The 13,979-nt window shown below is 71.2% G+C and carries 12 protein-coding genes; 2 read left to right on the forward strand and 10 right to left on the reverse strand.

Going from position 1 to position 13,979, the window contains the following annotated elements; translation table 11 throughout:
* Window positions 1-245 precede the first annotated feature (245 nt).
* A complete protein-coding gene (locus ACWDAG_RS24225) occupies window positions 246-2,273 on the forward strand; it encodes a dipeptide ABC transporter ATP-binding protein (protein ID WP_450697642.1) in 2,028 nt (675 codons plus the stop codon).
* Window positions 2,274-2,742: 469 nt separating this feature from the next.
* A complete protein-coding gene (locus ACWDAG_RS24230; RefSeq protein ID WP_450697643.1) occupies window positions 2,743-4,104 on the forward strand; it encodes a helix-turn-helix domain-containing protein in 1,362 nt (453 codons plus the stop codon).
* A 40-nt stretch (window positions 4,105-4,144) separates the two neighbouring features.
* Here ACWDAG_RS24230 and ACWDAG_RS24235 read toward each other — a convergent pair whose 3' ends face one another.
* The 10 genes from ACWDAG_RS24235 to ACWDAG_RS24280 form a co-directional block, all read right to left on the reverse strand.
* Window positions 4,145-4,750 (reverse strand): DJ-1/PfpI family protein, encoded by a 606-nt coding sequence (locus tag ACWDAG_RS24235; RefSeq protein WP_450697644.1) that lies wholly within the window; start codon window positions 4,748-4,750, stop codon window positions 4,145-4,147.
* A gap of 2 nt (window positions 4,751-4,752) precedes the next feature.
* Entirely contained in the window at window positions 4,753-6,432 is a 1,680-nt protein-coding gene (locus ACWDAG_RS24240; RefSeq protein ID WP_450697645.1) for a thiamine pyrophosphate-binding protein, read from the reverse strand.
* A 30-nt stretch (window positions 6,433-6,462) separates the two neighbouring features.
* Entirely contained in the window at window positions 6,463-7,308 is an 846-nt protein-coding gene (locus ACWDAG_RS24245; RefSeq protein ID WP_450697646.1) for a type 1 glutamine amidotransferase domain-containing protein, read from the reverse strand.
* A 230-nt stretch (window positions 7,309-7,538) separates the two neighbouring features.
* On the reverse strand, window positions 7,539-9,191 hold the full coding sequence (gene mdlC / locus ACWDAG_RS24250) for a benzoylformate decarboxylase (protein ID WP_450697647.1): 1,653 nt from the start codon (window positions 9,189-9,191) through the stop codon (window positions 7,539-7,541).
* A gap of 5 nt (window positions 9,192-9,196) precedes the next feature.
* Window positions 9,197-10,585: an FAD-binding oxidoreductase gene (locus tag ACWDAG_RS24255; RefSeq protein WP_450697648.1), complete on the reverse strand. Its 1,389-nt coding sequence runs from the start codon at window positions 10,583-10,585 to the stop codon at window positions 9,197-9,199.
* Window positions 10,586-10,701: 116 nt separating this feature from the next.
* Window positions 10,702-10,998, reverse strand: a complete 297-nt coding sequence (locus ACWDAG_RS24260) for a hypothetical protein (RefSeq protein WP_450697649.1) — start codon at window positions 10,996-10,998, stop codon at window positions 10,702-10,704.
* A complete protein-coding gene (locus tag ACWDAG_RS24265) occupies window positions 10,995-11,627 on the reverse strand; it encodes an NADPH-dependent F420 reductase (RefSeq protein ID WP_450697650.1) in 633 nt (210 codons plus the stop codon). The genes ACWDAG_RS24260 and ACWDAG_RS24265 overlap by 4 nt, the downstream gene beginning before the upstream one ends.
* Window positions 11,628-11,639: 12 nt before the next feature.
* Window positions 11,640-12,038: a cupin domain-containing protein gene (locus tag ACWDAG_RS24270; RefSeq protein WP_450697651.1), complete on the reverse strand. Its 399-nt coding sequence runs from the start codon at window positions 12,036-12,038 to the stop codon at window positions 11,640-11,642.
* 18 nt (window positions 12,039-12,056) lie between these two features.
* Window positions 12,057-13,280, reverse strand: coding sequence for an MFS transporter (locus ACWDAG_RS24275; protein ID WP_450697652.1), 1,224 nt, complete (start codon window positions 13,278-13,280; stop codon window positions 12,057-12,059).
* A complete protein-coding gene (locus tag ACWDAG_RS24280) occupies window positions 13,267-13,974 on the reverse strand; it encodes an EthD domain-containing protein (protein WP_450697653.1) in 708 nt (235 codons plus the stop codon). The genes ACWDAG_RS24275 and ACWDAG_RS24280 overlap by 14 nt, the downstream gene beginning before the upstream one ends.
* Between the last annotated feature and the right edge of the window lie 5 nt (window positions 13,975-13,979).

Consider the following 13,979-nt stretch of genomic DNA (forward strand, 5'->3'; position numbering starts at 1 on the left):
GGCGAGGAAGCCCGCAGCACGCAACACGGTCCAACCGGCACACGGACTTCGGCATGGGCGATCGGAGAAGCGGGGCAGGACGTGACAAGTGACAGGCAGGGAAAGCCTGGGGCGGGTCATGGCAGGGAGCGCCGCGTGCGAGGGCCAAACCGCGGGGGCCGGGCGTGACGGGTGATGTGCTGCTTGAGGTGTGTGGGCTGCGGGTCGGGGTGGTGGGGGCGCGTCGGTCGTCCGGCAAGGAGCTCGTGCGTGGTGTCGATCTCCGGTTGTGCCGGGGGGAAGTCCTCGGGCTGGTCGGCGAGTCGGGCGCGGGGAAGAGCCTCACCGCCCTGGCGCTGCTCGGTCTGTGCCCGCCCGGCGTGGAGGTGAGCGGTTCGGTGCGGCTGCTCGGGCGGGAGCTGGTGGGGCTGCCCGTGCGCGAGCTCGCCGGGGTACGGGGGCGGCACATCGCCATGGTGTTCCAGGACGCGCTCGGCGCGTTCACTCCGGTGCAGCGGGTGGGGGACCAGATCGGTGAGGTGCTGCGTATTCATGAGCGCCCGCGCCCGGGGCGGGAGGGGGCACTGCGGGTCGCGGCCGAGCTGCTGGATGCGGTCGGGGTGCCCGAGGCGGGCCGGGCCGCCCGTTCCTACCCACACCAGCTGTCGGGCGGGATGCGGCAGCGGGCCATGATCGCCATGGCGATGGCGGGCCGCCCCGAGGTGATCGTGGCCGACGAACCCACCAGCGCACTGGACGTGACCGTGCGGGCCCAGGTGCTCGCGGCGCTGACGACGGCACGGCGGGCCACCGGCGCGGCGCTGCTGCTGGTCAGCCATGACCTCGGCGTGGTGGCGGGGACGGCGGACCGGGTCGCGGTGATGTACGCCGGGCGGATCGTCGAGAGCGCCGATGCTGACGCGCTCTTCGCGCGGTCCCGGATGCCGTACACCAAGGGGCTGATCGGGTCCGTGCCCCGCGTCGACGGGGAGACCCCGCCCACCCCCGTGCCGGGCGAACCGCCCGCCGCGGGTGGCAGCGGACCGGGTTGCGCCTTCGCCCCGCGGTGTCCGCTCGTCGAGCAGAGGTGCCGGAAGCAGATACCCGAACTCAGGGGGGATGACGGGCATGTGGCCGCCTGCCACCGGGGCGACGAGGCCGTGAAGCGCAGCTCCGTCGAGCTGTTTCCGCCGTCCGTGTACCGCAGACCGCCGGCGGGAGCGCCCGAGCCGGAGCCTGTTCTGAGGATCACCGGGCTCGCCAAGTCCTATCCCGCGCCCGGCGCCTTCGGGCCGTGGAAGGCGTCGAGGCCGTGGCGCCCGCGCCGGGGGCGACGGACGGCGGGTGAACGCGTCGTACGCGCCGTGGAGTCGGTCGATCTGGAGGTGCGCCGGGGGGAGACCCTGGGGCTGGTGGGAGAGTCCGGGGCCGGGAAGTCCACCACGCTGCTCGAAGTGATCTCCCTGGCGGTCCCGCAGAGCGGGACGATCGAGATCCTCGGGCAGGACACCTCGTCGTTGTCGCGCGAGGCGGCCCGGCGGCTGCGGAGTGCGGTGCAGATCGTGCCCCAGGACCCGATGTCGAGCCTGGACCCGCGGATGCCGGTCGGTGACATCGTCGCCGAGCCTTTGTGGGTGCAGCGGATGCCGGCCGAGCGTGTCGCCGCGCGGGTGGCGGAGGTGCTGCGGCTCGTCGGGCTCGGCCCGCAGGACATGTCCGCCTGCCCGCACCGGTTCTCCGGCGGCCAGCGGCAGCGCATCGCCATCGCCCGGGCCCTGGCCGCCCGGCCGGCGCTGCTGCTGCTGGACGAGCCGCTGTCGGCACTCGATGTGTCCGTGGGGGCCGGGATCCTCGATCTGCTGCGCAGGCTGAGGGAGGAGCCCGGCCCGGCCTGTCTGTTCGTCTCGCACGACCTGGCCGTGATGCGTCAGACGGCCGACCGGGTCGCGGTCATGCATGCCGGTCGCGTCGTCGAGACCGGCGAGGTCAAGGAGGTGTTCGAGTGGCCTGCCCACCCGTACACCCGGGCGCTGCTCGACGCGGTGGCGGTGCCTGATCCCGCGCTGCAGCGAGCACGTACGACCGGTGCCCTGCGGGGCGATCCGTCGACGGTCGGCGAGTACGTGACGGGATGCCGGTTCCGGACACGCTGCCCCGTGTTCGCTTCACTTCGACGGGAGGAACAGCGCAGGTGTGAACGGGAAATCCCGGCGACCCTGAAGACGGCTGTGGGGGGTGGCCGTTCAGTCGCCTGTCATTTTCCGCCCACGGACCCTCGGGGCGTATCCGGGTAGGACTCCCTTTTACGGCGGTCGGCCGAGGTGCGCCGGCCGGTTCAGCAGCAGCCGCCGCCCGCGGGTCCGTTTTCCCTGGCGGGCTGGACCGTCTGCACGGACGCCCCTCCTTCTGCGAGGAAGGTCCCGCCGCCGACCAGTCCGGCGACGAACAACACAGCCACAAGCATTGCGGCGATTTTGTGAATCACTCCTTTTCTCCATTCCCCCTAGAGGTTTTTTATTTACTATGAGAGTCAATCGAACATTACTTAATCAGTCAAGTGCGTTTCAGTAAAATGGAGATTGCATTTGGCATTGCCGGAATCGGAATTTCCGTGTCCCACTCGCGCACATGGCAACCGCAAGCGGAGCAGGGTGTTTTCGGCCGCTCCAGGCCACAGCCCGGTCAAGCCCATTGGCGTGGCCCAGTCATGCTGGTATTGTGATCTATGAATCTCAAGTCATGTGCTCACCTCTGGGAAGCCAAATGGATCAAGCGGAAAGCACATCTCCGGTCGAGCTGGGCAGGCGCATCCGGACCCTCCGCGTCAAACTCGGGCTGAAGCAGCAGGATCTGGCCTCCTCGGATATCTCGGCGAGCTACATCTCGCTCATCGAATCAGGGAAAAGGGCTCCCTCGGATGCGGTGCTCTCCGCTCTCGCCGGGAAACTGGGGTGCTCGCCGGACCATCTGCGCACCGGTCGCGACGACCACGCGCTGGAGGACACCAGGCTGAAGCTCTCTTTCGCCGAAATGGCACTGCGGAACGGTGACAACGGCGAGGCTCTCCAGGCCTTCGGTGAACTCCTCGCCAAACCCGCTCTGCTGGACCCGCACATGCGGCTGCGCGCGCGCATCGGCCAGGCGACCTCGCTGGAGAAGCTCGACCGGATCGAGGCCGCCATCCCCGTGCTGGAGGAGCTCGGCAAGGACCCGTCTCTCGCGGCCGGCTCCGACGAGTGGTGCCGCGTCCAGGTCGCCCTCAGCCGCTGCTACCGCAACATGGGCGACATCACCCTCGGCATCGAGATCGGCGAGCGGGCCCTGGCCAGGCTGGACGCGCTCGGTCTGGACGTCACCGTGGACCACATCCAGGTCGGTGCGACGCTCATCGGCTCGTACCTCATGCGCGGCGACATCACCCGCGCCCACCTTCTCGCCCAGAAGCTCGTTCCGGTGGCGGAGGACCACGGCGGACGCGCCGGCCGCGGCGCGGTGTACTGGAACGCCGGGCTGGTCGCCCTCTCCCGGCGGCAGCTCCCCGAGGCGCTCGCGCTGACCGAGCGGGCCCTGGCGATGATGGCCGACGACGACAATCTGCGGCATGTGGCGATGCTCAAGATGACGGTGGCCTGGCTGGAGCTGCAGTCCGACGTGCCCGACCCGGCCCGGGCGCTGGAACTGCTTCAGGACGCGGGCCAGACGCTGGCGGAGCTCGGCACGGCCGTGGAGCAGGCCAGGTGCGAGATCTGTCTGAGCGACGCGAACACCCAGCTCGGCCGCTGGGACGAGGCCGTCTCCCACGCCCGCCGCGCCCTCGGGCTGCTCAGCTCGGGTCCGCGCGTCGAGGCGGTCGGGGCACGCGTCAGGATCGCCGAGATCCATCTGCTGCGCGGGGAGACGGAGGAAGGCCTGCAGGGTCTGCACGCGGCGACCCGCCAGCTCAGGCATTTCGCGGCGTCGTACGAGACCGCGCAGGAATGGCGCCACCTCGGTGACGTGTGGAAGCGCCAGGGCCGCGCGAAGGAGGCCCTGGAGGCCTACGACCAGGCGCTGCAGGCCTCCGGGATGCCCACGACCTACGATCCCGCGCAGGCCCTGACCGGCCAGCGGCAGCACCAGAACTGACCGGCCCGTTCGGCGCGTTCCCCCGTGAGTGTTCATCAGCTCACCGCGCCCACAAGCCGGTGCCGGTGCTTCTCGTCCCGTGTGCGGCGAGCAGGTCGATGATGGTGCGGGCGAAGAGATGGCAGTGCTCGCCTGTGCGGGCGGTGACGAGGTCGTCGTCGACGACGACGTCCTGGTCGACGTAGCTGCCGCCCATGTTGCGCAGATCGCCCAGCAGGTTGTTGTGGACCACGGCGCGCCGGCCGCGGACCAGTCCCGGCACCGGGGCCGCGAGCCACATGCCGTGGCAGATGACCCCCTTGAGGATGGCGGGGTCGGCGAACGCGCGGCGCAGGAACGTTGCGGCGGGCGGGAGCCGGTCCGGGTCCTCGGTGTAGCGCAGCCGGTCGGCGACCATGCCGGAGGGGACGATGACGGCGCTGAACTCCTTCAGCGCGAACTCGTCGACGTCCTCGAGGGATTCGCCGACCGTGAACGGCATCCGGTGCTCGTGTCCCTGGAAGGTCATCTCCTTCTCGCCCCACAGCCGGGACAGGAAGTGGACCTCGGCGCCCTCCTCCGGGAAGCGGCGGGCGTAGTAGAGGATCTCGGGTTCGTAGAAGTCGCTCTCCATCAGTACGGCGATCTTGTGACCCGTCAGTCGCACCGCTACCGTCCCCTCCCCCGTTCGGTGACCAGGTCGATCAGGAACGGGCCGCGGTGCGACAGCGCCTCGTCGACGGCCGCCGCGACCTGGCCCGGTTTCTCCACGCGCAGGGCGGGCACGCCCAGGGACCTCGACAGGGCGACGAAGTCGATGGCCGGCCGGGAGAGGTCGAAGATCCCCGGGTGTTCGTGCTCCGGGATCCCCTGCTCCCTCCAGTACTGGTCGATGTTGAGTTCCAGCAGCCGGTAGCTGCTGTTGTTGCAGACGACGAACTTGGCGCCGATGTCGTGCCGGGCCGCCGTCCACAGCGCCTGGAAGGTGTACATGCTGCCGCCGTCGCCGGTGAAGCCGACCACCGTGGCATCGGGGCGGGCGAGTTGGGCGCCGAGCGCGCCGGGGATGCCGACGCCCAGGGAGCCCCCGCGGGTCTGGTGCCAGCGGCCGGGCTCGGCCGCCGGGAGCGGCCCGAAGAGGTCCGGGGAGGCGGTGAGGGACTCGTCGAACAGGACGACGTCGTCGGGGAGCCGGGCCGCCAGCTCCTCGGCGAAGGCGATGTGCGGGAGTTCCACCCCGTCGGCCCGCTCACGGGCGCCGCGGGCGGCGGCCGCCCGGGCCTCGGCCCGTGCGGCGGCCCCTCGTCGCAGCCGGTCCTGGGCCGCCGTACGGTCCTCGCGGCTCATCCGGGCCTCGATCGCGTCGGCGAGCAGCGCGAGGGACCGCTTGGGATCGGCCACGAGACCGAGGTCGACGGGGAAGTTCTTGGCGATCGCGTCGGTGTCCAGGTCGATGTGGACCACCGGCACCCCTTCGCCGAAGACACCCTCCAGGGCCGGGAAGACCTCGGGCAGCGCGTAGGTGCCGCACAGCAGCACGGCGTCCGCGGCGCCCGTGACATGTCGGCTGCTCTCACCGAACATGTGGCCCAACTGACCCGCGTAGGCGGGGTGTTCGGCGGACAGGTTCACCTCGGCCCAGTCGGCGCCCCACACCTCCGCGCCCCACACCGAGGCCAGGTGCCCCAGCTCTTCCTGTGCGCCGGAGAAGTGGATCCCGTCGCCCGCGATCACGATCGGTTTGCGCGCCGCGGCCAGCAGCTCCGCCGCCCGCGCCAGCGACTGGGGGTCTGGTGCGGAGGCGGTGTCGGGGTAGGACACCGGCACCGCCTCCTCGCGCGTGGGCCGGTCCATCACGTCGGCGGGCAGCACGACGAGGACCGGCCCGTACGGCGGGGTGCCGGCCACCTTGAACGCGCGGCGCAGCACCCGCAGCGTGGACTCGGGGTCCACGACCCGCGTCGCCCACTTGGTCACCGGCTCGGCCATGGCCACCAGGTCGGCGGCCATCTGCGCCTCCATCGCCTCGTAGCGCAGGCCGGCCTCGCCGACCAGGACGACGAGCGGGGCGTGGCCGCGCTTCGCCTGGTAGAGCATGCCGATGCCGTTGCCGAGGCCCACCCCGGAGTGCAGCTGGACCACGGCCGGGCGGCGGGTGGCGCGGGCGTAGCCGTCCGCCATGCCGACGGCCACGGCCTCCTGCAGGGTCAGCACGTACTCGATGCCGGGGAAGTGGCGCAGCTCGTCCAGGAAGCCCTGCTCGACCGTGCCGGGGTTGCCGAACATGTACGGCACCCCGTCGACGGCGAGCTGTTCGAGGAACGCCGCACGGGCCGGCCTGCTGTCCATGGTGGTACCGCCTCTCGTCGGGATCGGTGGCTACGACTGGGCGGCGGCCCGGAAGCCCCACTGGCGCAGGCCCTGGTCGAGCACCTCGACCGTCTTCTGGCCGGTGAGGTAGGAGTCGGGCGTCGAACGCCCGGTGATGAACGGATAGTCGACGATCACCGAGGTGGTCTTGCCGAAGTTGCCGTGGTACGCGCCGCCGGGGGCGGTCGCGTCGCGCAGGATGTACTCCAGCGGGTACGGCGGCGGGCCCATGTTGAAGTCGGTGCCGACGAACCCGGTGCCGTCGAGGTAGTCGTACTCGATGCAGTGCCCGGTGACGTGCTTGCCGCGGATGATGCTCTCCCGGTCCTCCTGGTCGCGGGCGAAGGCCAGGCAGGCCACGCCGTAGCACTCGGCGGCGATCGGGCGGTCCAGGTGGTGGAAGGCGAGGATCAGGTCGTGGACGCGCCAGTTGTTGGCGAGGTCGACGATCGGGCCGCTGCCGCCGACGATGAGGAGGGCGTCGTAGCGGTCGGCGATCTGCTCGCGGACCTTCTCCACGCGGCTGTTGTACGCCTCCCAGTCGCGCAGGAAGTACGGCTTCGAACGGTAGGGCCGGTCGGGCAGCCAGGACGACAGGTCGAGGGGGTTGTCGAGGCGGTCGGAGGCCTCGACGGCCTCGACCTTCGCCGCCATCTCCGGGGTCGTGACGGAGCGGCCGAGCGGCGGGTCGACGTAGTCGGGATCCATGCTCGGGGGCAGCGCCACGGGCCGCTTGCCGGTCGGGGTGGCGAAGGTGAGGTGGTATCCCGCCTTGTCGAAGGTCTCCAGGGGGCCGATGAGTTCCTCGCCCCAATAGCCGTACTCGGACAGGACGACGAGGATGCGCCTGCTCATGAGGTTCCTCTCGGTCGGCACGGTCGGCGTTCGCTTCGGACATGTGAACTGCCGAACTCATGTCTAGTTTTCGGGGTTTGGCCGGTACCAGAAGGGAGGGCTCCGGGTGGCGCACATCCCCAAGTGGCAGACCGCACTACGGCAAATCGGGCCGCGGGCAGGGTTGTTGTCCACTGCGCAACAAAGGACGCCCTCCGCTGGGCGGAGGGCGTCGGTGTCGGTGTGCGGGGTCAGAGGCGGAACAGCCCCGGGTCGGCGACCACGACGTCCAGGAGGACCGGGCCGTCGGCTGTCAGGGCGCTGCGGAGGGACTCGCGCAGGTTCTCCGGTGTCTCGACGCGTTCGCCGCGCACGCCGAAGCCTCGGGCCAGCTGGGCCATGTCGACGCCGCTGAGGTCCCAGCCCTTCTGCCAGGACTTCTGGTCCTGGAGGTAGTACTTGAGGGACAGATAGCCGGAGTTGTCGGGGATGACGAAGGTGACCGGCAGCCGGTGCTGGGCCGCGGTCCACAAGGCGTGCAGCGTGTACTGCGCCGACCCCTCGCCGACCACGACCACGGCGCGCTTCTCCGGGTGTGCGAGGGCGTACCCGACGGCTCCGGCGAAGGGGAAGCCGAGGGCGCCGCTGGCGGTGGCGAAGTAGCCGTTGTCCGCGCCGAGCGGGATCTGCTCGTGGAAGTCGGCGCGGGCGATGGGCAGTTCCTCGAACAGCTGGGCGTCCTCGGGGAGTTCCTGGGACAGGACGTGGAAGAGGTACGCCTGGGTGAGCGGCGTCGAGGGCTCGGGCACCGCTACGGGCTCGCGCACCGGGGCGAGTTCGACCCGCTCGCGCTGCTCCACCAGCGGCACCAGGCCCTTCACGACCGCGCCGGGCGGGGCCACGAAGCCGGTGTTCGCCAGGGTGGCCGCGGCGGCCTGCGGGTTGTCCGTGACGTGCAGGAACCGTACGTCGGGGGTGAGTTGAGGCCGAGGCGTCCTGTCCAGGTCCGCGGGCGCGGTCGAGAACAGGTCCCAAGCCGTGAAGAGCGTGAACGCGGGGCCGCCGAGGACGACGACCACGTCGTGCTGCTCGCCGAGCCGCTGGTTGACCAGCTCGGGGATGGGCGGCAGGACGCCGGCGAACAGGGGGTGGTTCTCCGGGAACGCGCCGCGGTTCCACACCGGGGCGCCCCACACCCGCGCGTTCAGCTTCTCGGCCAGGGCGATCAGGTCGCCGCGCGCGCCCTGCGCGTCCACCGGACCGCCGGCCACCAGACCGGGCCGCTCGGCGCCGTTCAGGGCCTCCGCGATCCGCTGCAGGACCGCCGGATCGGGTACGACGGCGCTCTCCACCTCGGCGATCCGCACCGGCTCCGGATCGGCCGGGCGGACCCAGTCGTCCTCGGGGACGGCCACGAACACCGGGCCCTGCGGGGCCTGTTTGGCGATCTGGTAGGCCTGTGCGATCAGCGCGGGCACGTCCTGCGGACGCCCGGGCTCGCCGGCCCACTTGATGTACGGCTTCGGCAGCTGGGTGGCGTCCTTGGCGACCAGGAAGGGGTCCCCGAGGAGCATCTTGCGGGCCTGCTGCCCACCGAGGATGACCATCGGCGTGTTCGCCGCGGCCGCCGTGTACACGCTGCCCATGGCGTTGCCGAGGCCGGGTCCGCCGTTGATGAGGACAAGGGCCGGTTCGCCGGTGCCCTGGGCGTAGCCGTCGGCCATGCCGACGACGGCGGCCTCCTGCAGGCCCATGACGAAACGGAACTCGTCCTCGGGCCAGTACTCGAACAGCTTCATCTCGGTGTGGCTGGGGTTGCTGAAGACAGTCGTCAGTCCTAAAGCGCGCAGGACGTCCAGGGTCGCGTCCCGCACGGTGCGGGCGGTGCTCGCCACTTCGGTCATGGTGATCAGGCTCCTGAGTCGGTAGGGGTCGGTTCGAGCGCCGCCACCGCGCTGAAGACGTGGTCCGGGTCGTAGCGTTCCTTGGTCTTCAGCAGCCGTGCGGTGCCCGGGCCGAACGCGGCCGCGGCGCGCCGGCTCTCGTTGGGGCCGAGCAGATTGGGGTAGCCGCCGGGCAGTGCGTGCTCGGCGAACGCGGTGGAGACCTCGTGCGCCCAGCGCCGGTGCGGCGCGGCCCGTTCGGCGCCCTCCCAGGCCGCGGCGACCTCCACCAGCAGATGGTTCCGGCGCAGTGCGAAGGCGGTGTCTGCGGCCGGTACGCGGGCGGCGGCGCCGTGGAAGTGGTGGATGTACAGGCCGGAGTAGGGCGAGGTCGCGCCGGCCGCTGCTTCGACGATCAACTCGACGGTGGTGTCGGTGAGTTCGGGCAGCCACTGGGTGCCCATCTCGTTGTGCCGGCCGTCGACCACGACCTGGTCGAACATGCCGAGGACGCCCGCGTACTCCTGCGGGCAGACCTGTCCGGCCAGGGGTGTGCCGAGGGCGGTGAAGCGGTCGATGACCGGGCGGCCCCGGGCGATGTCGCCGCACCACACCGGCAGGACGTAGATCAGGGGCTGTCCGTCGGGTCCGCCGAAGAAGCCGGTCATGACGGTCAGTTCGTCGGCCGCGGAGGCGATGATCTCGCGGTAGCCGCGCAGGACGGAGGCGGCCTGTGCGAGGGGGTAGAGGATCATGCCGGCCAGGACGGTGCTGATGGGGTGCAGGCGTACGCGCAGTTCGGTGACGACACCGAAGTTGCCGCCTCCGCCGCGCAGCGCCCAGTACAGGTCGGGGTTCTGCTCGGCACCGGCGACGACGGGGCGGCCGTCGGCGAGCACGACCCGGGCGGAGACCAGGTTGTCCAGGGCGAGTCCGCACCGGCCCGCGAGCAGCCCGTAGCCGCCGCCGAGGGTGAGGCCGGCGAAGCCGACCGCCTTGACGGTGCCGGTGACGGGGGCGAGCCCGAGGGCCCGCGTCGCCTCGACGAGGTCACCGGCCCGGGCGCCGCCCTGCGCTACTGCGGTGCGGGAGGCCCGGTCGACGGTGACCCGGCGCATCGCGGACAGGTCGATCATCAGGCCGTCGTCCGCGGTTGCCCGCCCCGCCCAGTCGTGGCCGCCGCCGCGGACGGTCAGCGGCAGCCGGTGCGTGCGGGCGATGCGGACCGCCCAGGTCACGTCGGTCTCGTCGGCGGGCCGGACGATGACCGCGGGCCGTGCGTCGACCGCGCCGTTCCACACGCGCCGCGCCGACTCGTAGGACGGGTCGCCCGGCGCGAGCACGTTCCCCCGCAGGGTGGTGCGCAGTGCGCGTACGGCGGCGGCCGACGCGGGAGTGGTCGTTGAGGGTGCCATGGCTCCCACTTCTTCTCTTGTGTCGACAGGTGGGCCGGGCCGGCTCCGGATCCCTCACAGTCCTGGAGCCGGCCCGGCCGGGGAGAAAGTCCGAGGAGAAAGCCCGAGGGAAGACCTCAGCTCTCGATCAGCTCGTAGCGGCCGGGCTGTACGGTCTCCAGATCGACGGCGGCGAGGAAGGCCTGGGTCTCGGGGGCGGCGAAGAAGGCCGCGATGGTGGCCTCGGCGTCCTCGGGGGACGCCCAGTGGACGATCACCAGGTACTCGCCGTCGGCGCCCCGGGCGGTCGAGCGGGCGAGGAAGCCGGCGCGGGCCTCCAGGTACTCCTTCTCCATCGTGCGGTTGAGCTGCTGGAACTCGGCGTCGTCGACGGCCTCGCGCAGCTTGAACCGGATGGTCTCCACAGTGGTCATGTGCTCCACCTCTCTTGGGCGAGACGTGCGTCGAGGGGGCGGTTGAAGACGGGGGTGCCGGGCTGCTGCCGGCGTCCTCCCCCGGCGAGGGAGCCCGTCGGCAGGGGGGCGAAGCCCAGTTCGTCGAGGAGTTCGGTGACGAGCCGGTTGGCCTCCGGGTCGTCGCCCGCGACGAACAGCGCGGTCCGCTCCTCGCGGGGTGCGCCCGGCCGGGCGAGGTCGAGCAGGTACTTGTAGTTGAGGGTGTTGACCGCCTTGACCACACGGGCGCCGGGGAGATGGGCAGCGATCAGCTCGGACGACGTGGTCCGGTCCGACTCAAGCTCGGGGAAGGTGCCGTCTCTGCCAGGTGTGTAGTTGGTGGTGTCGACGACGACCTTCCCGGCGAGCGCGTCGGCCGGCAGGCTCTCGTAGGCACCGAACGGGATGGCCACCACGACGAGTGGGTCACCGAAGGCGATCGCCTCCTCGACCCCGGCCGCCCTGGCCCGTCCGCCGAGTTCCGCGACCAGCCCGGCGAGGGAATCGGGCCCGCGCCGGTTGGCGACGGCGATCTCGTGTCCGGCGGCGGTGAGCAGACGGGCGAGGGTGCCGCCGATCTCGCCGCCGCCCAGGATGCCGATCCTCATGTGCGGGTCCTCTCAAGCGCCCGGGCGGTTGTACGCGTACGACTCGTTGGTGTCGGCCTCGTCGGGGACGAACTCGGTGACGACGTCCTTGGCGGCATGGATGTTGACCATGCTGGCCCGGCCGGGGCCGAGGTTGGCGAACTTGTGCGGCACTCCGGCCGGTACGACGCAGATGTCGTCGGGCGTCGCGTCGACGGTCTCGCCGCCGGCCTCCAGCCGTACCGTGCCCTCGACGATCACGAAGATCTCCTCGTAGGGGTGGGTGTGGCGCGGGGGGCCCGCGTCGGTCGCGACGTCGACGATGAACGCCGAGACGCTGAGACCCGGATGGTCGCTCGCGTTGAGGATGTGGGCGGCCACCTCGCCGTTGATCTGCACGGTGGGCAGGCTGTTCTTGGCGATGATCTGCATGGGGCGGTCCTTTGGGTCTCAGGTGGGGTCGGCGACCGGGGACACCGCCTGGACGGGCTCGTCGGCAGCCGGACGCAGCCGCGTCGCGGCCCAGGTCGCGGGCAGCGCCACGACCATGACGATCAGGGCGAGTACGAACACCGAGTCGACGCCATGGGCCTCCACGGCCCAGCCGCCGGCGGCCGCTCCCCCGGCGATCCCCGCGTTGACGGCGGAGGCGCCGAGGGTGGCGGCGAGGTCGCCGCCGGGTCCGGCCAGGGTGATCACCCGCAGCTGGAAGGAGGGCACCAGGCCGAAGCCGACCAGCCCCCACACGGCGAGCGCGACGGCGGTCAGCGCCGGGTTGTCGCCGACGTAGTGCAGCGCGGTCAGGATGAGGGCGAGCGCGACGTTGGCCACCACCAGCGTGGTGGCGGCCCCGCGGTCGGCGAACCGGCCGCCGCCGAACACGCCGACGGCGCTGGCGATGCCGTAGACGAGCAGGAAGGCGCTGACCACGCCGCCGGAGATGCCGGTGACGTCCTCCAGGTAGGAGGCGAGGTAGGTGAAGGCGGCGAACTGGCCGCCGAGCAGCAGCAGTCCGACGCCCAGCTGGGCCAGCACCCTGGGTGCGAAGGCGTGTCGGGCCTGTGAGCCGAGGCCGGTGGGCCCGGTCAGGCCGACCCGCGGGACGAAGGCGAGCGTGGCGACCAGGGCCAGCGCGCCGAGGGCGACGATGCCCACGAAGGTGGCCTGCCAGCCGATCGCGTTGCCGACGAGGGTGCCGAGCGGCACGCCGATCACGGTGGAGACGGCGATCCCGCCGAACACCATGGCCACGGCCCGGCCCTGCTGGCCGGCCGGGACCAGGTGCGCTGCGAGCGCCGAGGCCACGCCGATGAACAGGCCGTGGATGGCGCCGGTGATGACCCGGGCCACGATCAGGGCGCCGAAGCTTGTCGTGACGGCGGCGAGCAGGTTGCCGACGAGGAACACCGACAGCGCCGACCACAGCAGCAGATGGCGGCCCAGCCGGATGGTCACGGCCGTGAGCAGGGGGCCGCCGATGCAGATGCCGAGGGCGTAGGCGGTGACCAGCAGGCCGGCCGTGCCGACCGAGACGCCGGTGTCCTTGGCGATGAGGTTGAGGATGCCGACGATGACGAGTTCCGCCGTGCCGATGACGAAGGCGCCCAGGGCGAGGGTCGCCAGGGCGAGTTGGGTGCGCCCCGGGTTTCCGTCCGTGTGCTCAGCCGTGTTCACGTGCGCTGTCCTCCGAGCCGATGATCCAGTGCTCCTTGACCGCCATGTGGTGCAGATAGCGGGGCTGTACGAAGGTGACGAGGTCGTCCTTGGCCTTCGCGTACTCCTCGGAGGCCGCTGCCTTCTCCAGGTCTTCGAGGCTGTCGAAGGAGAGCAGGTAGGCGGCGTCGAGGAGGGCTTCGCCGATGGCGTAGGCGCCGTCCCGGGTGAAGCACTGGAGGTAGCGGCGCAGGCCCGGCACCTGGAGCATCAGCTCGGCGTGCTCGCCGAGGCTGCGCTCGCGGAACTGCTCCACGGTGGTGCCCTCGGCGCGCTTGACCAGGGCGACGATCTTCACGCCGTCCTCGGGTGCCGGGTGGTCACCGGCCCGCAGGACGTGGGCGTCGGTGTCGAGGACGACGGTGCGCCAGAAGGCCGCCCACCTGGGCTCGTCGAGCCGGGCGCCCTGAAGGAACTCCGGCGTCTGCAGGGAGGCGAGCTGGTCCTCGTCGTTCTCCAGCCAGATCTCCGCGATGCCGCTCCACAGCGGGTCGTCCGGTTCCGGGCCGAAGGGGATGCGGGTGTCGATCAGATACTTCTTGATCTGCGGGATCTTGCTCGCGTACTGCACCGCGTGGACGTCGACCCAGTAGTCCTGGAACTCCTGCTCGGACATTCCGGGTTTGGGATGGGCGAAGATCAGCTGGTGGATCATGACGG

The organism is Streptomyces sp. NPDC001157 (assembly GCF_053598255.1).

Coding starts and splice junctions, on each gene's coding strand:
- ACWDAG_RS24255 (WP_450697648.1), bottom strand. CDS start 10,585: ATGGCACCCTCAACGACCACTCCCGCGTCGGCCGCCGCCGTACGCGCA.
- ACWDAG_RS24265 (WP_450697650.1), bottom strand. CDS start 11,627: ATGAGGATCGGCATCCTGGGCGGCGGCGAGATCGGCGGCACCCTCGCC.
- ACWDAG_RS24260 (WP_450697649.1), bottom strand. CDS start 10,998: ATGACCACTGTGGAGACCATCCGGTTCAAGCTGCGCGAGGCCGTCGAC.
- ACWDAG_RS24245 (WP_450697646.1), bottom strand. CDS start 7,308: ATGAGCAGGCGCATCCTCGTCGTCCTGTCCGAGTACGGCTATTGGGGC.
- ACWDAG_RS24270 (WP_450697651.1), bottom strand. CDS start 12,038: ATGCAGATCATCGCCAAGAACAGCCTGCCCACCGTGCAGATCAACGGC.
- ACWDAG_RS24280 (WP_450697653.1), bottom strand. CDS start 13,974: ATGATCCACCAGCTGATCTTCGCCCATCCCAAACCCGGAATGTCCGAG.
- ACWDAG_RS24230 (WP_450697643.1), top strand. CDS start 2,743: ATGGATCAAGCGGAAAGCACATCTCCGGTCGAGCTGGGCAGGCGCATC.
- mdlC (WP_450697647.1), bottom strand. CDS start 9,191: ATGACCGAAGTGGCGAGCACCGCCCGCACCGTGCGGGACGCGACCCTG.
- ACWDAG_RS24240 (WP_450697645.1), bottom strand. CDS start 6,432: ATGGACAGCAGGCCGGCCCGTGCGGCGTTCCTCGAACAGCTCGCCGTC.